Below are 16,604 nucleotides of genomic sequence, written 5' to 3'. Positions count from 1 at the left end.
GTGATGAAAATGACGAATTAGCGCGAGGAAGCCACCGGATAAGCGGCCAGCATTTCCAGCTCGACGCGCGCGCCCGGCGTGGACAACTGGTTGATGCAGACCGTGGTGCTGGCGGGCTTCCATTCGCCGAAATACTCCTTCATGACGGCGACCATGCCGTCCTGATCGCGCATGTCGGTGAGGTACTTCGTGACCTTGACGACGTCCGTCCAGGTCAGCCCCTCGTGCGCCAGGATGTTGCCGATGGTTTCCATCGCGCGGCGGGTCTGCTCGCGGATGCTGTTGTGATGGTGATGTTCATCCTCCTCGTGCGGATGCTTGTGATACAGCGGAGACGCGGTCGCCCCCGAGATATAGAGCACCGGGCCAACGCCTTCGAGTCGGATCGCCGGCGCGTAAGGCATGTCCTTCACGCGTGCCGGGTTCGTCTGAATCTCCTTGATGCGGTCGTTGGTGGGCGAGGTGCTGTAGGCCGTGCGCAGTGTCGTCATGATTTGTCTCCTCTTGAGCTGGTGGAATCTGTGTGTCAAATGGTCGGATGATGTCGATGCATCGGAATCAGGTATGGGTGGGGGAGCGATAGCTGGCGGCGAGCGCGACGTAGCGACCGGCAATTTTTCGGTACGCCGCAGACTCCGCCGGGGTGAGCGTGCGAAGCAGGCGCGCCGGATTGCCGGCCCAAAGCTCGCCCGAGCCGATCTGCTTGCCGGGCGTGAGGACTGCGCCTGCCGCGAGTACACCGTTCGTGGCGATACGGCAGCCGTCGAGCACGCGCGCGCCGAAGCCGACGAACGCGTAGTCCTCCAGCGTGCACGAATGCAGCACGGCGGCGTGACCGACGGTACAACCGTCGCCCACGATGCAGGGTTCACCTCCGGTGCTCGCATGCAGCACGCTCTGGTCCTGAATGTTGCTGCCGCGTCCCACGCGAATCGCCTGCACGTCTGCGCGCAGCACGGCGCCGAACCAGATCGAAGCGTTGTCGGCGATTTCCACGTCGTACACCACGACCGCACCCGGCGCCACGAACGCTGTTGCACTGACGCGCGGCTGCTGCGCCATGTGTGGGAATGTGTCGAAGTCAGGCATTGGGCATCACCAGCAAAACGCGGCATGGACGTGTGGATACGTTGCGCAATTCACGCGCTTCGCCAGCGGGGATACGGCAACTGTCTAACGGTCCGAGAACGGCAGTCGACGTGTCGTCGCCAAGCCCTGTGCGAATCAGCAGCTCACCCTCGATCACGACATAGAACTTCTCGACGTCCGACGCGCTGGCGGTCGTGCCGCCACCCGGTTCGATGAGCGACGTCCCGATCCATGCCGTGTCGGACGGACCCGCCTCGCGACCTTGCAAGCGTCGCATTTCCATGTTCACGTGACCCGGGGCGTCATAACCGGGCGCATTGCGATATCGGACGAGATGCATGCTGTGTGCCTCACGGCGCCAGAACGACGCGATCCATCGACCCGGCCAGCACCTTGCGATAGGCGTTGCCGGCTTCTTCGAGCGGGAGGAGCGAAGCGTCGTCCACGTCGAAAGCGCGCAGCGAGCCATCGTCGAATCCCGGTTTCAGTTCGCTGAGGATGGCAGCGCACTCCACGGCCGTCAGCTTAAGGCTGTCGACGCCGAGGATCTGCAAGTTGCGACGGTAGAGAACGAGGATGTCGAACGTCACATTGCGTTCGATGGTCGAGATCAGGATCTGTGTACCCCCGATGGCGAGACTCTCGAACGCCAGCGAGAAGTACGGCGAGCCGACAGTGTTGTAAGCGATGTCCGCCCCACGTCCTCCCAGCGCTTCCTTGAGCTTGGCCGCCAGATCGGGATCGTCCGAGCGGAACATCTGGACCGTGCCGCTCGCATGGCCCAGATAGCGATCCGTATTGCGGTCGACGGCGACCACATGCGCACCGGCGCGTGTGGCGATCTGAATGGCCGCCTGTCCGACTTTGCCGTTCGCGCCGAATACGAGCACGTTCTGGCCTTTGCCGCGCAGCCCCGCACGACGCAGACCCTCGCTGGCGGTGATGAACGGCACGCCGACCGTGGCAGCTGCGGAGACCGATACCGAGGCCGGCTTGCGGCTGAGCGCCTGAATCGGCAGGACCAGATGGCGGGCGTGCGTGCCGTCGCGCGTCACGCCGAGATCGCCGCCCGTTCCCCAGACTTCCGCGCCGAGCCAGACGGCAGGGCCGTCGATAACGACACCGGAGAAATCCCGCCCTGGCGTGCGCGGCCACACGGCGTTCGGCATGTAGCCGAGCGCAGCCTTCACGTCGCTCGGATTGACGGCCGCAGCGCGCACTTCCACCAGCGCATGGTCGGGCGGAACGTCGGGCAATCCGACGTCGACGATTTCAGGCGCGAGCGCTTCGGCGTCGCGGGCTTGGGCGTGCAAGACCAGCTTGCGGGCGCTATTGGCAGTGTGGGTCGTCATGATGATAAAGATGAGTAAAAAGTAACGAGGAATTCCCAGGGCTCAGCGAGCATTCGTCGCGGGCAGTTTCCATTCGGCACGCGCTTCTTGCGATGTCGCGAGACGCCCGCCCAGCGATTCGACCAGGTGGCGTGCCTTGGACACGAGTTCGGCATTGCTTCGTGCAAGCACGCCGCGCTCCAGATAGATCGTGTCCTCCAGGCCGACGCGCACATGTCCGCCGAGCAGCCAGCTTTGCGCGACGGCGGGAAAGGCGTGACGTCCGATGGCAAAGGCGGTCCATTGCGCGCCGTCCGGCAGGAGCGATCTGGCGAATGCCACCGACGCCGGCGAGAACGGCAACGCATAGCTCACACCGAGCACAAAGCTGAACAGGCCGGGACCGTCGAGTACGCCGTCGTCGATCAGCTTGCGGGCTAATACGAGGTCGCCGCTGTCGAAGCATTCGAGTTCCGGCATGACGCCGGCGGCGCGAATGGCCTCGGCCATCTTTGCGACGTTCTTCGGCGTGTTGATGACCACCTGATCGCCCGAATTCATGGTGTTCAGATCGAGCGAGCAGATGTCCGGACGCAGCGCCACCACGTGTTCGATGCGCGCCAGCGGCGGCAGCAGCGTAGTGCCCGGGCCGGCGACACGCGGGTCGTCTTCACCCGGAACGAAGCGTCCGCCGGGGCCGGTCGTCAGGTTGATGATGAGTTCGGGGCGATGACTGCGAATGATCTCGACAGCCCTGGCGTACAGATCGAGGTCCATCGACGGTGCGCCGGTCTTCGGATCGCGTACGTGCAGGTGAACGCTCGCGGCGCCCGCATCCGCGGCGGCAAGACTTTCCTCTGCAATCTGTGTCGGACTGATCGGCAGATGCGGGGTTTGCTCGGGCTTGGTCAGATTGCCCGTGATGGCGCAGGTCAGAATCGTGGGTTTCATGATGTCGTGGTGCGGTGAATTCAGTTCAGATGGCGACCGCCATCGACGACGAAGATGCTGCCGGTGGCGTAGCGCAATGACGTCGCACAAGCCACCACGGCGGCAGCGACATCGTCAGCGGTGCCCACGCGCTGCAACGGGATCGTGGCGCCGACGCGCTCGTTGAACGCCGCGTCGCGCCCTGTCACGAAGCCGGAGTCCACCACGCCGGGCGAGACGGCGAGCACACGAATCGACGGCGCCAGCGTTCGGGCGAGTGCGCGCGTCGTGGCATCCACCCCGGCTTTCGCTGCGGCATATGCCAGATTGCTGCCCATGCCGGTGAACGCGGCGATCGACGACACATTCACCACCAGCCCGTCGCCGCGGCTGGCCAGTTGCGGCGCAAAGGCGCGGATCGATGCAAAGGACCCGCGCCACGTCACGGCAAAGATGTCGTCGATCAGATCGTCCGACAACGCGTTCAGATCGGACGCCGGGACCGGTTTCGTAAAGCCCGCGGCATTCACGAGGATCGACGCACCGCCGGCGGCTTCCACGGTTTTCGCCGCTGCGGCGAGTTCGTCGCTGCACGTCACGGAGGCCTGCACCACAAAATGGCCGTTGCCAGGCAACGACGCCAGCAGCGAGGTCGTCGTCTCCGGGCAATCGCGTTGCAGCACTACGATGCGTGCGCCAAGCGCGGCTAGCCGGTGCGCCGTGGCGCTTCCGATAGCGCCATTGCCGCCGGTAATCACCGCGATCTTGTCGTCGAGACGATCCTGCGGCCGGAATGGAGAAAGAAGTTGATGGGACATAACGATATCGATGAGCACTCAAGGAAGCGGGCAGTGGGGCAGATGGGTTTCGCCGGGCTCCACGCGAAGATCGACGTTCAGCACATAGCCACCGCGACCGTCTGAGTCGAAATGGCGCACCAGCGAGCCCACGGCGCCGAAGACGACGTCTTCATGCACGTGCGGATCTTCCGCGTCGAAGAACTGCGTGGCGAGCACCTTATGTCCTTCGGCTGCCACGATGAAATGCAAGTGCGCCGGACGCATGACGTTGCGTCGTTGTGCGGCGAGCAACTTGCCGCAGGGGCCGTCGGTCGGCACCGGATAGCCGGCCGGACGCACGCTATCGAACCAGAAACGGCCCTCGGCGTCGGTCTCGAAGCGGGCGCGCAGATTCATGTCGCGCTGCGATTCGTCCTGATTCTCGTAAAGCCCGTCGGGCGACGCCTGCCACGTCTCCACGCGCGCGCCTGCCAGCGGCGTGCCGTCAAGGCTCGTCACCCGACCACGCACTTGCAGTGGCGCGCCGGGGGTGTCGTCGGAGCAGACCTTGGCGCCATTGGCGCGAAGCGGTTGATGCGCGCGCCAGAACGGCCCCACCAGTGCGGGCTCCGTACCACCTGCTGCGACAGCATCGCGCGCATTGCTGAGTTGCACGAGCGTCGCGAGGCCCAGGATGTCGGCGAGGAGAATGCCTTCATGCTTGCGCGGTCCGGTCGCCTGGCCGATGGCGACAAGGAAGTCCAGGCCGGTCTGTAGCTCGTCGGGCGTCAGTTCGACTTCGAGGGCGAGCGCGTGCAGGTGCCGGATGGTCGCGGCCAGGATCGTTCGCAGGCGCGGATTCGTCGTTGTTTCGTTGGCGGCCAGTACGGCAGCCAGCAACGCCTCTGGCTGGGGCGATGCGGATGGCGTGGTCAAGGTGAAGTCTCCGTGTTGGGTCGTGCCTTTCGAGGGCAAAATTAAGGCAAACGTTTGTCCTTTATTTGCTCTGAATCGTAGACATCGATGGGTGACCTGTCAAACGGTTTTTTGGGCGAAGCTCTGAAATACCTGGTTGCGTGACTCTCGTGCGAGATGTGGCAGAATGTGCAAACCATTGCAAATTCGGCCTTTATGAAACGCGCTAGCCCTGAAAATTCGACGTCGAAACCTGAATCGAACGGTTCGCCGACGATCACGGACATTGCACTGGCAGCGGGGGTCAATGTGGCGACCGTGTCGCGGGCGCTGCGCGGCGTTCCCGGCAAGGTGTCGGCGCGGCGTCGTGAGGAGATCGAGCGTATTGCCCGGGAAATGGGCTATCGGCCGAATGCGCTGGCGGCGTCGCTGCGTACGCGCCAGTCGAACCTTGCGGCGATCATCGTGCCGGACCTCGGCAACCCGGTGTTCGGGCCGATGGTGCAGGGCATCGAGCGCTCGCTTCGCGCGCGCGGGCATCTGTCGCTGATCGTGCAGACGCCGAGCGATCCAAAGGAGCGTGAGTCGCTGATCGTGGCGCTGGCGAGCCGTCAGGTGAGCGGGTTGATGATTCTGGCGGCGGAAAATCATGATCCGTTGCTGCACGCCGCCCGTCGCAGCAATTTGCCGACGGTGCTCGTCAACCGTGGCTCGGGTGATCGCCAGTTTGCCGCGGTGGTCAACGATGATCGCGAGAGCGTACGGCAGGTACTCGAACATCTCACGGGGCTCGGGCACCGCCATATCGCACATGTTGCCGGGCCGGGCACTTCGTCGACCGGCAGTGCGCGCCGCGTCGCATTCGAACAAATGGCCCGCGAGTTGAATCTGACCACGTCGACGGTCGTCGAGTCCCTGGCTTTCACACGCGAAGCAGGGCGAGCGGCGACCGAGCAATTGATGGCAGACGGCGCGCCGTTTACGGCGATCTTCGCGGCCAACGATTTGCTCGCGCTTGGCGCCCTCGACGTGCTCCGAGCACGAAAGCTTGCCGTGCCGGCGCAGGTGTCGCTCGTCGGCCATAACGACATGCCGCTCGTCGACCTGATCAATCCGCCGCTCACGACCGTGCGCATTGCGCTGGAGGAAATGAGCGAGCAGGCGGCGGCGCTGTTTATCGAGCGCATCGATTCTCCCGACGCCACGCCCATCACCCGAATGCTGTTGCCAACGCTTGTCGTGCGCGAATCGACGGCGCCGCCCGCGGCCTGACTGCCTCAGGCGAATCGACACGCCGTTGTCGCGCCGAAGGGGCGGGTAAAGGTAAAGGCAAGGGCGAGGTCTCCTCGCCGGCGGGAGCCATTGAACACAAGACCGACCTCCAGCGTTCACGTTCTTGAACGCTGAGTTGCGCATTCGGATGCTTACGCCGGGCGCGGGATCACCTATCTTCTCCAGTCAGATCGGGGCATTGAGCGCACCCGCTACGAACATGGAGTCAGAAGTGAATCAATTGAAATGCTTGCCGCAGATGGAGGTGATCTGGGGGCACGACATCGTGAAGGCCGTATCCGCATCGCTTGGGGACTACGGCATCCATCGGCCGATGACATTTACCATTTCGTCCCTTGAGACGTGGCATCGCGAGCATCTGCAACCCGGCATTCGCGACGAAGTCGGCCGCTACGTCAATCTGCCCCCGCATGTGCCGGACTTCGCTGTGCGCGAGGCGCTTCAGGCCTGCGTCGACAAGGGCGCGAGATCGATCGTCGCCGTGGGTGGCGGATCCGTGCTGGACGCCGCAAAGGCCGTCTCGTGGCAGCATTTCGAACTGACGGGAAACTACCTGCCGATTGCCGCGTTCCCCACGACCTTATCCGGCGCTGAGTTTTCTCACTACTTCGGCGTGACCGAGACCGATGGGGCGCAGAAATTCAAGCGCAGCTATGCCGTGAGAGAGACGGTCCCCACACTGGTCGCGATCGATCCCTCGCTGATCGCCGGAACACCGCGTCATCTGTTGCTGAGTTCGGCGATCAAGGGCATCGATCATGCGGTGGAAGGCATGCGCCGGGTCGGTGTCGACCATCCGCACGCGATTCTGGCCAGACAGGGTGTAGAGCGCTTCGTCGGTGTGTTGCAATCGTGGCCGAAGCAACAGGAGACGCAATCGCTGCTCGCAAGCGGTGATGTATCGCCCGACGATCTGCTCAATCTCCAACTGGCCGCATGGCAGTGCTATTTCTATCCGGCCTCGGTCATCTACGGTCTCAGCCATCGCATTGGCCACATTCTCGGCGGCACGTTCGGGCTGCCGCACAGTGTTACGTCCTGCGTCACGCTCGCGCCGGTGATTCGGGCTACCGGCGCTTCGTACGGCGACAAGCTCAGCATCTTCTCGAACGGTATCGGCGGCGAGGCGGGCGCCGCTCAACTCTCGGATCGAATCGCGGGTCTTGTCACGTCGCTGGCGTTGCCCAGCCGCCTGCGGGATCTGAATTTCGACCGGGCGAATTTGCCCGAGGTGGCGGCGCTGCTCAAGCAGAATTACCCCTCGGAGGTGTCGGATCTCGGTGACAACGCCGCCGAGAAACTCGACGACCTTCTGGAGCGGCTGTGGTGATGTCAGTGCTGCCATCGCTCAGGACCCACCAACATCGGGCCCCCGGATTAGCCGAACTTCGGACGACGCTGGCCATGGGCGCGATCAGCGCGGTGGCGGTGACGGAGCAGGCGCTGGAGACAGCGGAGCACTGCAAGCGGGACGTGAACGCATTCGCCGCACTCGACCACACCGGGGCGCTCGCTGCGGCATCGGAAAGCGATCGACGTTTCGCGAACGGCACGGCACGCCTTCTCGAAGGCCTTCCCATCGCCGTCAAGGATCTGATCGATACGAAAGATGTCGAGACCTGTTATGGGGCCGCGACCTACCGTGGCAATGTGCCGACGGTCGACGCCGATATCGTGAGGGCGTTGAGCGCTCAGGGGGCTGTCATCATCGGCAAGACCACGACGCACGAGTTCGCCTGGGGCGTGACGACTGAGAGCGAGGCATTCGGCGACACGCTCAATCCGCTCGACCCTTCTCGCATCCCCGGCGGATCCAGTGGCGGCATGGCCGCAGCGATCGCCTATGGTGCCGTCATGGCCGGGGTGGGAACGGATACGGGCGGTTCCGTGCGCATTCCCGCCTCACTGTGCGGCGTCGTGGGCTTCAAGCCCACGTGGGGCAGATTGTCGACGCGGGGTGTGTTTGCGCTGGCGCCGTCGTGCGATCACGTCGGATGGCTGGGAAGGGAGGTGAGCGACGTCAGCTTGCTTGCGTCCGCCCTCGACATCGCGTCGCCCGGCAGTGATGCCCGCACGAGCCTGCGGCTGGGCGTGATCCGCGAGATCGCGCCGGTGCCGTTGAGCGCCGGCGTGGGCGAGGCATTTGATAGCGCAACGGACCGTCTTCAACTCGCGTTCCCGTGCATACCCATCGATACGTCCGGTCTGTTCGACGGCGCATTCGACGCCTTCGCCTGTATCGTGCTGGTCGAGGGCGGGATCGAGCACTTCCGTCGCAACGACTGGGCGCGAATTGTCACCAGCTACGGCGCGCAGACCGTCGACAGACTGACGCGCGCCCGCGCGATGAGTCTTGCCACTTACGCCGACGCTCAGCAAAGCCGACGTCAATTCGCCGCACGGTTGCATGCCGCGATGGCGGACATCGATTATCTGTTGCTGCCGACGTGCCCGTGCGTCGCGCCGGTACGGCATCGCGAGGAGGTCAGCATCGGCGCCTGGTCGGGCACGCTTCGCGAGGCGCTGATGACCTACACGGCGCCGTTCAATCTTGCCGGCTTCCCGGCGATCTCGATTCCGCTGCCGGCAACGGCGGGCGCGCTTCCGGCGGCGATGCAAATCATCGGTAAGCCGGGGGACGACGGCGGGCTGTTACAGATAGCACAGCAGGTGGCGTCAGTGATCGGTGCATAGCGCTGAACCGGGCAGCGCGTAACGTGGAAGGCCGGAGGGTTGTGCTCAAGCATCGTCACTAAACTCCGGCGTTCACCCAACTTGCGCGGCGCCCTTCAGCACTGATCTGCCCGCAGAATCTGAGCGATTCGCGTTGAGACCGACGGCAGCGTCATCGCATCGCTATCGATGGCGCCGCCGTCGCCGAACAGCGGCTGACTCAGTCGCGTCAGGATGCCGCCCGTTGGCATCTCGACGGCAAGCCTGGCGCCGCGCTCATAGGCATGGCGAAGGGTGTCCTGCCAGTTCACCGGGCGTGCCATGTTCCACGCGAGATCCTCGGCGATGTCATCGGGATGAAAGAGCGCACGTGCGCGTGTGCAACTGATGTAGGTCATTCTCGGCCGTTGCACGCGAACGTTTGCGGTGGCCTCCGCCAGCGTCTTTGCCTGCCTGTTGAGCAACTCGCAGTGGGATGGCACGGTCATGGCAAGCCGAACCGCTTTCGCGGCACCCGCCTTCAATGCGAGAAGCCGAACGCTGTTCAGTGCGCCCGTGCTGCCTGCTACGACGATCTGATGCTCGGCATTCAGATTGGCCACATACGCAGGCGTGTCGGCGGTGTGTACCTGATGCACGATCGCGCTCACGGTGGCAACGGGTAGCCCGGTGATCGCAGTCATCCCGTAGCCGTTCGGATACGCGGTCTCCATCAGACGTCCCCGCAAACGAACGAGCCGCAGCGCATCGTCGAAGCTCACGACGCCCGCTGCGACCGCCGCTGCCCACGCGCCGATCGAGTGTCCGGCGACGATGGCCGGCGTCGCATGCACGGCGGTGAGCGCTCGTGTCATCGCGACACCCGCCACCAACAGCACCAACTGTACGGACGTCGTCGAACGAAACGCGTATTCGGTGCAAAGTGCCGACGGATCGATGCCGATGATGTCACGCGCTTCAGCCAACGTTTTGCGAACTTCCGGCGTGTCGGGCAACGAATCCAGCATGCCGATGCGCTGCCCGCCCTGACCGGGGTAGGTGAACACGACGCTCACGGTGCGTCTCCCGGGTTGTCCCACGGGTCCGCAACGAGCTTCGGTCCCCATTGGGTCTTCACGAGGGTGCGCGTCGGCGAGCCCAACCACTCGCGAAGCGAGAAGCCGCCGCCCCCCGTATCGATCTGTATGTCGAGCCGGCAAACGTTGTCGCGGGCGATCCATGCGAGCGTATCGACTTGCGAGTCCGCTGGCCGAAAGGGCAGGCGAACCACGAGATCGAGATCGCTTTGCGCGTGCAGCACTGGCATCCCGGTCGCCAGCGCAAAGCCGACGCCCCCGGTGGGTCCCCAGTGCAGGCCGAGTGCATTCAGGGCGGGAGCAAGCTCGCGAAGCGCCGTCAGACAGGGCAGTACATCGGTGTTACACGTATCGCGCACCCCGTCGATCAGCGACTCCGGCGTGACCACGCGCCGCACCGCCCGATACGACGCGTGCGCCGCGATACGTTGATCCCGAGTCGTGCCTCGCAACCCCACCGGCACGAGGCCGGGCTGCGCGTCGGGGGCCCTTCGTACAACGACCGGCACGCTGGCTGTCATCGCATCGTGCGCCCACGCCGGGACGGACGGTTCTGGCGGAAACACCAGTTCATCGCACCAGAGCAGATCGTGCGGACGCAATGATGGCCGATGCGTGGCGATGGCAGGTGTCATTGCACGACAGCCTTCGTCGCAAGAAACAACAGCGAGGGTCCGAGCAGGCAGCCCAGCCCGGTATGGAAGGTGGCGACGAGTGCACCGTAGGGCACCAGCCGGCGATCGGTTGCCGCAAGCCCCGCCGACACGCCGCTGACCGTACCCGCCAATCCTCCGAACACCATCGCCGCGCGCGGGTTGTTCAGCCCGAGCAGACGCGCGGCAAACGGCGTGCCGACCATGACGATGATGGCCTTGATGAGGCCGGCGGCGATCGAAAGCGCCATCACGTCGGAACTCGCGCCGATGGCCGCACCGGTGACAGGGCCGACGATATAGGTCACGGCGCCCGCACCGATGGTGGTCATGCTCACGGCATCGGTGTAGCCGAAGGCATGTGCCAGCGACGCCCCGACGACAAAGGGCAGCACGGTCCCGAGAATCAGCGAGATCGCGCCGATCAGTCCCGCTTTGCGGGCTTCGGCGACCTGCACTTCGAACGCGGTGGCAACGATGGCGAAGTCACGCAACATCGCACCTCCCATCAACCCGATGCCGCTGAACAGGGAGACGTCCGCGAGCCCCTGTTGCCCGCCTGCGGCGACACCGCCCCAATAGGCGAGTACGAGACCGATCATGATGGCGATGGCCGAGCCGTGAACACGCCCGAACGTCAGCCGTCGGGACAGCCACATGGAAAGCCCCATGATGATGCCGACGAGCGCGAAGGCTGTGACCAATCCGTTGTGCTGCAAGACTTTCTCGAACATGGATAGCATGGCGGTTGCCCCTCAGGCGTTGGGTTGTGCCGACTCGGACAGCGGCGGCAATGGTTGCGCGTTGCCTGTCCGGTTGATCAGGGCGATGGCGACACCGCAGACGAGCACCGCGCCGATCGCAGCAAGCAGCGCGACCGGACCGCCACGTAATGCCGTCACGACGTTCTGCTGGGCGGCCATCGCGACCACGACGGGGATGTACATTGCGCCCCAGAAGGACACGCCGGCTTCGGTCGCCGCCGGCATCAGGCCCCGCCGGTGCAGATAAAGGCGGGCGCAAATCAATAGCAGCATGGCAATGCCGACGCCGCCGACGTTGGCCTTGACGCCAATGGCCTGACCAAGCAGATCGCCGAGGAAGATGCCCGCGAGATGGCAGATCGCGAGCAGGGTCGTACCGTAAATAATCACTTGCTGTCTCCTGGAGGATGTAACGCCAACCCGGCGTTTCTGGTGTTATGGCAAGTGCCGGGTTGTCGGGGGGATGTCTGCTACCAGAGCACCTTCATTCTTTCGCGCACGGTCGAGGAGGCTCGTCGCGATGGCGCACCAAGCCGGCTGGCAAGACCGCGTGACGGATCCGCCTGAATATCTGCCAGCGCCTGTATCAGCACATCGCGGACTTCGCCTACATCGTGAGGCGTGGGGTGTTGTGCGGAGCTGACCTTCAGCAGACGCCACAAGAGGCCTAGCGACGCGAAGCTGGAGATGTCGTATGCCATCGGGGGAATCGTTTGCGCGAGCGCTTCAAGCTCACCGACCGAGCGCTGGGTAATGCGGGCGGCGGCGTGCTTTCCCATGGCATGGATCATCACGCCCGGGTCATCGAGCGCTATCAGACGGTTGGCCTGATATCCGTGCGCGAGGAACGCGCCGGACATCGCGCGTCCGACGATGAGCCCGATCACCGGATGCCCGGCCAGACGCGCAGCGGCATAAGCATCGGCCGCAGCGGCCAGCGCGAGGTGGATGCCGAAGGCTTCTTCGCGCCGCCCGTAAGCCTGACTGGCGACATCCACGACGGCGACGATGGCGCACTTGCGAGTGCTGTTCCGGTCGCGTGCCATGGCGTCGCGCACCGCGCGGGCCAGTTGCCAGCCCTCGATCAGACCGACTTCGCCATTCCGCACACGCGGGAACCGGTTGTTTGCGTCGGGCACCACGGCGATGAAGCGCGCCGGAGAATCGCCCAGCGACGCGTCCACCACCTGCAACGTGCTGCCGTAATCGCCGGTTTCGATGCAAGGTGCCGCCTCGGATGTCAGCGCGCGCATCCAGACGGCGCCGCGTGGGGATCGTTCGGAATTGCTCATGAGAGGTCTCCTGCTCGTGCGCTGGCATAGAGCGTGCGCACGTCTTCCGGGGAAGGCTGATGCGTGACGTCCACCTGCATCAACCGGTCGAGGTAATACCCGATCCGTTCGCTGCGCGGGGACTTGGGGACACCATCGCGCAGCCATGTCAGCACCTGCGTGCGGATGATCGCGATATCGTCGTCGACGCAGGCATCGACCAGTCCCGTCGCCATGCGTTGTTCTCCGCCAGTCAGACTCCAGATGAAAGGGCGGTCGCGCGAGTCGTACTCCTCGACACCGGCTTCCTGCTCGATCACGGACGGACCGTTGAGCCCGAGCCGTGCTTCCCGTGTGACAAGGAGATAGCTGCACATGCCGGCGGCAATGCTCATGCCGCCGAAGCAGCCGACCACGCCCGCCGAGATGCCGATGACGGGGCCGAACGTGCTGAGTTCGTGGATCGCGGCGTGAATTTCGGCGATGGCGGCGAGCCCGAGATTGGCTTCCTGAAGCCGCACGCCACCCGTCTCGAAGACGATGACGGCGCGTGTCGGAATCCCGTTGCGGTTGTCCTCGACGGCGCACTCGAGCGCGCCTGCGATTTTCGCACCGGAGACTTCGCCCATGCTGCCGCCCTGAAAGGCGCCTTCGATAGCGAGGACCACGGCCGGTTGCGCGTCGAGCGTACCGCGCGCGACGACCACGCCGTCGTCCGCCTGCGTGACGATGCCCTGACGCGGCAGCCAGGGCGAGGACAGACGCTCGAACGGATCGAGCAGTTCGCGGAATGTGCCGGCGTCGAGCAAGGCGATAGCGCGGCGGCGTGCGTCGCGCTCGATGAAGCTGTCTCGTTGTATCGGAGTTTTCGTCATCTCGTTGGCCTTTATTGCAGAGATTCGAGCGCTTCGCGCGCCTGCTCGAGGCGAAGGCGAACAACGGCCGGGGTCGCGCCGAAATCGTTAATTTCGATGTTGAGCGCCGGCCACGTGTGTGAGGCAAAGATGCGATCGAGCTGTGCCTGCCAGATGCCGGACATGCCATTGAGCGATGTGGTGAGTTCGACGTGGATGCTGCCCGACGTTCCCGGGGTCAGCAGAACCTCCAGGTCGCCCGAGCCGACGACCCCCACACACGTGCGGCCCGCGCTGGGTGCGCCGCCGGAGAAATGAAATTGAAGTCGTTCCATGGGCGTGTTTCCGAAAGACTTAAGAGCGGTGATTGGGACGAAGGCGTGCGCTGCGCGACAACCGGTCGAGGAAAAGGGCTGCCGCGAGCATGTCGGCCGCACCGCCGGGCGAGATATGGCGGGCGAGTATGTCGGACTCGAACTGTCGGAACCGGCGTCGGCCTTGCGGCGTCGATAGCCCCCCGCATGCGCGCACGGCGCTCGCGCCGCTTTGCACAGCATGCAGGCCGTCGGGCCCGCCTCGAGCGAGTACACAGGTGTCGTCAAGCGTCGCCATCACGGCGAGCAGGGCGTCGACACGGGCGTGGTCCTCGCGAACCCCTGCCGCACGAGCTCGCCTGAGTGCGGGGAGTGCGACCTTCGTGACGTGAGGAAAGCCGGCCCATGCCTGGCCCCGTGCCCCACCGACGCCATAGTCGAGACAGGCGCGTTCCCCTTTGTGTCCGGTGGCGCAGGGCGCGAAGCGATCGGGCAGGCGGGCAAGTGCTGCGGCGCGACGTGCGACGGCTGTCGCTCCCAGCGTGTTGGGCGCCTGTGCGGCAGCGGTGATCAGCAGACCCAGTGCCCAGATCGCACCGCGATGGGTGTTGACGCCGCCGGTCGCCGCGAGCATGGCCTTTTCTCCGAGGCGCCCGAGGCGGCCGATTTGCTCGCGCAGACGCATGGGGTCGCCGATCAGTACGCCTGCCTTGGCCATCGCCTCGAAGGTCGGGCGAAGAACGTTGGCGGAGCGCACCATCAACGCCCAGGTGAGATCGTGATGCGCACCGCTTCCCCGCACGTCGACCAGCCCCGGCTTCGGGGATAGGGTCACTTCGTCGATCAAGGCGAATTCGACGAGCGTGGCGAGTTTCGTCGCGAGTTCGATGGGCTGCGATGGCGACTCGATCTGTCGAATCAGGGCCTTGTCCATTACCAGCTCCGGAAGCGCGCAGGCGGGTCGTAGAGGCCGCCCGACCATTCGACCAGCTCGCCGATGCTTTTGGCCGCCAGCAACTCACGACTGGCATCCGTTGGGCGAATGCCGAGGTCTTCCGGCAGCGCAATGAGTCCGTCGCGACGCATCGCGGCGGTGTCGGCCGGATCGTGTTTCAGCCCGATGGCGGTGACGCCGGCCACGGCCGAGATCATCGCGCGCCGCTCTTCCAGCGAGCGTGCCTTGTAGAGGTAGGCGATGCCGTCTTCGGTGAGCAGATGGGTGACGTCGTCGCCGTAAATCATGACCGGGGCGAGTGGCATGCCGCTTTGCTTCGCCACGGAAACGGCGTCCAGCGTCTCCACGAACGTCGGCTTTCCGCCCTCCTGGAACGTCTCGACCATCTGCACCACGAGCTTCTTGCCGCGTTCCAGCAGGGTGTCTGGCTGCGTCATGTCGAGCCAGGCAGGGGTGGGGTGACGCCGCCCACGCGGATCGTGTCCCATGTTCGGCGCACCGCCGAAGCCGGCGAGCCGCCCGCGCGTCACGGTGGACGAATGGCCGTCGCCGTCGATTTGCAGTGTGGCGCCGATGAAGAGATCGACCGCGTACTGACCGGCGAGTTGGCAGAGCATCCGGTTGGAGCGTAGCGAGCCGTCGTGGCCGGTGAAGAAAACGTCCGGACGTGCGGCGACATAGCGCTCCATGCCAAGCTCAGTGCCGAAGCAATGCACGCTTTCGACCCAGCCGGATTCGATCGCGGGGATCAGCGTCGGGTGCGGATTCAGCGTCCAGTTCCGGCAGATTTTGCCTTTCAGCCCAAGGCGCTCGCCGTACGTCGGCAGAATCAGTTCGATGGCGGCTGTATTGAAGCCGATGCCGTGGTTGAGGGACTGCACGTTGTGCCGCTCATAAATGCCGCGAATGGCCATCATCGCCATTAGCACATGCACGGATTTGATCAGCCGGGGATCGCGGGTGAACAGCGGCTCGATGAAAAACGGCTTGTCCGCGACGACAACGAAGTCCACCCACGAAGCGGGAATATCGACGCGCGGCAGTTCGGCAACGTCGTCGACGATTTCGTTGACCTGCACGATGACGATGCCATCCGAGAACGCCGCAGGCTCGACCAGCGCGGGCGTGTCTTCCGTGCTCGGGCCGGTGTAGATGTTTCCGGCGCGGTCGGCCTTGAACCCGGCGACCAGCGCAACGTTCGGGATCAGATCGACCACGAGTCGCGCGTACAGCTCGATGTAGGTGTGGATGGCGCCGACTTCCAGCTGACCGTCGGCAAGCAACTGACTGATGCGCAGGCTCTGCGGCCCCGCGAAGGAGAAGTCCAGCTTCCTGGCGATGCCGGCTTCGAAGAGGTCGAGGTGTTCGGCCCGGCCGACGCTGGGCATGATCATATGGAGATCGTGCACTGCGCCGGGATTGACCTGAGCTAACGAGCGGGAGAGGAAATCCGCCTGCTTCTGGTTGTTGCCTTCGAGTACGACGCGATCGCCCGGGGTGATCAGCACCTCCAGCGCCGCAACGATGTCGCTCGTGTCAATGACCTTGCCGTTGGCGATCCTGCGGGCCGCAGCGAGGCGGCGCTCCTTCTCGTCGCGTCGGCGACGCCACTTGGCGGGGATTGCGGGGATCTCTTGCATGTCGTGGGTTCCAGCGGTTCGAGTCGTCGGTAACGTCAAACATATTCGGCAAAACCCTTCATTTCAA

General features: G+C 64.6%; 19 protein-coding genes. 3 read left to right on the top strand and 16 right to left on the bottom strand.

Going from position 1 to position 16,604, the window contains the following annotated elements:
- Positions 1-17 precede the first annotated feature (17 nt).
- The 7 genes from A9762_RS13770 to A9762_RS13740 form a co-directional block, all read right to left on the bottom strand.
- Complete coding sequence (locus A9762_RS13770; RefSeq protein WP_069342579.1) at positions 18-491, bottom strand: RidA family protein; 474 nt, start codon at positions 489-491, stop codon at positions 18-20.
- 67 nt (positions 492-558) lie between these two features.
- Positions 559-1,089, bottom strand: a complete 531-nt coding sequence (locus A9762_RS13765) for a gamma carbonic anhydrase family protein (RefSeq protein WP_069342578.1) — start codon at positions 1,087-1,089, stop codon at positions 559-561.
- Entirely contained in the window at positions 1,082-1,429 is a 348-nt protein-coding gene (locus tag A9762_RS13760) for a cupin domain-containing protein (RefSeq protein ID WP_069342577.1), read from the bottom strand. Before A9762_RS13760 ends, A9762_RS13765 begins: the two co-directional genes overlap by 8 nt.
- A 10-nt stretch (positions 1,430-1,439) precedes the next feature.
- Entirely contained in the window at positions 1,440-2,441 is a 1,002-nt protein-coding gene (locus A9762_RS13755; protein WP_069342576.1) for a zinc-binding alcohol dehydrogenase family protein, read from the bottom strand.
- A 42-nt stretch (positions 2,442-2,483) separates the two neighbouring features.
- Positions 2,484-3,371: a 3-keto-5-aminohexanoate cleavage protein gene (locus A9762_RS13750; RefSeq protein WP_069342575.1), complete on the bottom strand. Its 888-nt coding sequence runs from the start codon at positions 3,369-3,371 to the stop codon at positions 2,484-2,486.
- 20 nt (positions 3,372-3,391) lie between these two features.
- The gene (locus A9762_RS13745) at positions 3,392-4,168 is read right to left on the bottom strand and encodes an SDR family NAD(P)-dependent oxidoreductase (RefSeq protein ID WP_069342574.1); all 777 of its coding nucleotides are present in this window, start codon (positions 4,166-4,168) and stop codon (positions 3,392-3,394) included.
- Positions 4,169-4,186: 18 nt separating this feature from the next.
- Positions 4,187-5,065, bottom strand: coding sequence for a dioxygenase (locus tag A9762_RS13740; RefSeq protein WP_069342573.1), 879 nt, complete (start codon positions 5,063-5,065; stop codon positions 4,187-4,189).
- A 195-nt stretch (positions 5,066-5,260) separates the two neighbouring features.
- On the opposite strand from A9762_RS13740, the gene A9762_RS13735 reads away from it, so the two are divergent.
- The 3 genes from A9762_RS13735 to A9762_RS13725 all read left to right on the top strand — a co-directional run bounded on the left by A9762_RS13735 (position 5,261) and on the right by A9762_RS13725 (position 9,031).
- Positions 5,261-6,316 carry a LacI family DNA-binding transcriptional regulator gene (locus A9762_RS13735; RefSeq protein WP_069342623.1) on the top strand — a complete coding sequence of 352 codons (1,056 nt, stop codon included), beginning with the start codon at positions 5,261-5,263 and terminating at the stop codon, positions 6,314-6,316.
- 232 nt (positions 6,317-6,548) lie between these two features.
- On the top strand, positions 6,549-7,667 hold the full coding sequence (locus A9762_RS13730; protein WP_069342622.1) for an iron-containing alcohol dehydrogenase: 1,119 nt from the start codon (positions 6,549-6,551) through the stop codon (positions 7,665-7,667).
- A gap of 74 nt (positions 7,668-7,741) precedes the next feature.
- A complete protein-coding gene (locus A9762_RS13725; protein WP_240493556.1) occupies positions 7,742-9,031 on the top strand; it encodes an amidase in 1,290 nt (429 codons plus the stop codon).
- A 95-nt stretch (positions 9,032-9,126) separates the two neighbouring features.
- On the opposite strand, the gene mdcH is transcribed toward A9762_RS13725, so the two are convergent.
- The 9 genes from mdcH to mdcA all read right to left on the bottom strand — a co-directional run bounded on the left by mdcH (position 9,127) and on the right by mdcA (position 16,537).
- Positions 9,127-10,065, bottom strand: coding sequence for a malonate decarboxylase subunit epsilon (mdcH, locus tag A9762_RS13720; protein ID WP_069342571.1), 939 nt, complete (start codon positions 10,063-10,065; stop codon positions 9,127-9,129).
- Entirely contained in the window at positions 10,062-10,721 is a 660-nt protein-coding gene (locus tag A9762_RS13715) for a malonate decarboxylase holo-ACP synthase (protein ID WP_069342570.1), read from the bottom strand. The genes mdcH and A9762_RS13715 overlap by 4 nt, the downstream gene beginning before the upstream one ends.
- The gene (gene madM, locus A9762_RS13710; RefSeq protein WP_069342569.1) at positions 10,718-11,482 is read right to left on the bottom strand and encodes a malonate transporter subunit MadM; all 765 of its coding nucleotides are present in this window, start codon (positions 11,480-11,482) and stop codon (positions 10,718-10,720) included. Before madM ends, A9762_RS13715 begins: the two co-directional genes overlap by 4 nt.
- A 12-nt stretch (positions 11,483-11,494) precedes the next feature.
- On the bottom strand, positions 11,495-11,893 hold the full coding sequence (madL, locus tag A9762_RS13705) for a malonate transporter subunit MadL (protein ID WP_069342568.1): 399 nt from the start codon (positions 11,891-11,893) through the stop codon (positions 11,495-11,497).
- Between the two features lie 80 nt (positions 11,894-11,973).
- Positions 11,974-12,795: a biotin-independent malonate decarboxylase subunit gamma gene (mdcE, locus tag A9762_RS13700; protein WP_069342567.1), complete on the bottom strand. Its 822-nt coding sequence runs from the start codon at positions 12,793-12,795 to the stop codon at positions 11,974-11,976.
- Positions 12,792-13,649 carry a biotin-independent malonate decarboxylase subunit beta gene (locus tag A9762_RS13695; protein ID WP_069342566.1) on the bottom strand — a complete coding sequence of 286 codons (858 nt, stop codon included), beginning with the start codon at positions 13,647-13,649 and terminating at the stop codon, positions 12,792-12,794. The genes mdcE and A9762_RS13695 overlap by 4 nt, the downstream gene beginning before the upstream one ends.
- An 11-nt stretch (positions 13,650-13,660) precedes the next feature.
- Complete coding sequence (locus tag A9762_RS13690; RefSeq protein ID WP_069342565.1) at positions 13,661-13,963, bottom strand: malonate decarboxylase subunit delta; 303 nt, start codon at positions 13,961-13,963, stop codon at positions 13,661-13,663.
- Positions 13,964-13,982: 19 nt separating this feature from the next.
- Positions 13,983-14,876 (bottom strand): triphosphoribosyl-dephospho-CoA synthase, encoded by an 894-nt coding sequence (locus tag A9762_RS13685; RefSeq protein WP_069342564.1) that lies wholly within the window; start codon positions 14,874-14,876, stop codon positions 13,983-13,985.
- A complete protein-coding gene (gene mdcA, locus A9762_RS13680; RefSeq protein WP_069342563.1) occupies positions 14,876-16,537 on the bottom strand; it encodes a malonate decarboxylase subunit alpha in 1,662 nt (553 codons plus the stop codon). Before mdcA ends, A9762_RS13685 begins: the two co-directional genes overlap by 1 nt.
- Positions 16,538-16,604: the final 67 nt, after the last annotated feature.

It is taken from the genome of Pandoraea sp. ISTKB (assembly GCF_001721285.1).
Taxonomy (GTDB): Bacteria; Pseudomonadota; Gammaproteobacteria; order Burkholderiales; family Burkholderiaceae; genus Pandoraea; species Pandoraea capi.
Note: the sequence above shows the minus strand (reverse complement) of the source record. Positions and strands in the feature narration are given on the sequence as shown.

What these genes read in the sequence shown, in the direction of transcription:
- A9762_RS13770 (WP_069342579.1), bottom strand. Translation starts at nt 491, where the DNA reads ATGACGACACTGCGCACGGCCTACAGCACCTCGCCCACCAACGACCGC.
- A9762_RS13765 (WP_069342578.1), bottom strand. Translation starts at nt 1,089, where the DNA reads ATGCCTGACTTCGACACATTCCCACACATGGCGCAGCAGCCGCGCGTC.
- A9762_RS13760 (WP_069342577.1), bottom strand. Translation starts at nt 1,429, where the DNA reads ATGCATCTCGTCCGATATCGCAATGCGCCCGGTTATGACGCCCCGGGT.
- A9762_RS13755 (WP_069342576.1), bottom strand. Translation starts at nt 2,441, where the DNA reads ATGACGACCCACACTGCCAATAGCGCCCGCAAGCTGGTCTTGCACGCC.
- A9762_RS13750 (WP_069342575.1), bottom strand. Translation starts at nt 3,371, where the DNA reads ATGAAACCCACGATTCTGACCTGCGCCATCACGGGCAATCTGACCAAG.
- A9762_RS13745 (WP_069342574.1), bottom strand. Translation starts at nt 4,168, where the DNA reads ATGTCCCATCAACTTCTTTCTCCATTCCGGCCGCAGGATCGTCTCGAC.
- A9762_RS13735 (WP_069342623.1), top strand. Translation starts at nt 5,261, where the DNA reads ATGAAACGCGCTAGCCCTGAAAATTCGACGTCGAAACCTGAATCGAAC.
- A9762_RS13725 (WP_240493556.1), top strand. Translation starts at nt 7,742, where the DNA reads ATGGGCGCGATCAGCGCGGTGGCGGTGACGGAGCAGGCGCTGGAGACA.
- A9762_RS13715 (WP_069342570.1), bottom strand. Translation starts at nt 10,721, where the DNA reads ATGACACCTGCCATCGCCACGCATCGGCCATCATTGCGTCCGCACGAT.
- madM (WP_069342569.1), bottom strand. Translation starts at nt 11,482, where the DNA reads ATGCTATCCATGTTCGAGAAAGTCTTGCAGCACAACGGATTGGTCACA.
- mdcE (WP_069342567.1), bottom strand. Translation starts at nt 12,795, where the DNA reads ATGAGCAATTCCGAACGATCCCCACGCGGCGCCGTCTGGATGCGCGCG.
- A9762_RS13695 (WP_069342566.1), bottom strand. Translation starts at nt 13,649, where the DNA reads ATGACGAAAACTCCGATACAACGAGACAGCTTCATCGAGCGCGACGCA.
- A9762_RS13690 (WP_069342565.1), bottom strand. Translation starts at nt 13,963, where the DNA reads ATGGAACGACTTCAATTTCATTTCTCCGGCGGCGCACCCAGCGCGGGC.
- A9762_RS13685 (WP_069342564.1), bottom strand. Translation starts at nt 14,876, where the DNA reads ATGGACAAGGCCCTGATTCGACAGATCGAGTCGCCATCGCAGCCCATC.
- mdcA (WP_069342563.1), bottom strand. Translation starts at nt 16,537, where the DNA reads ATGCAAGAGATCCCCGCAATCCCCGCCAAGTGGCGTCGCCGACGCGAC.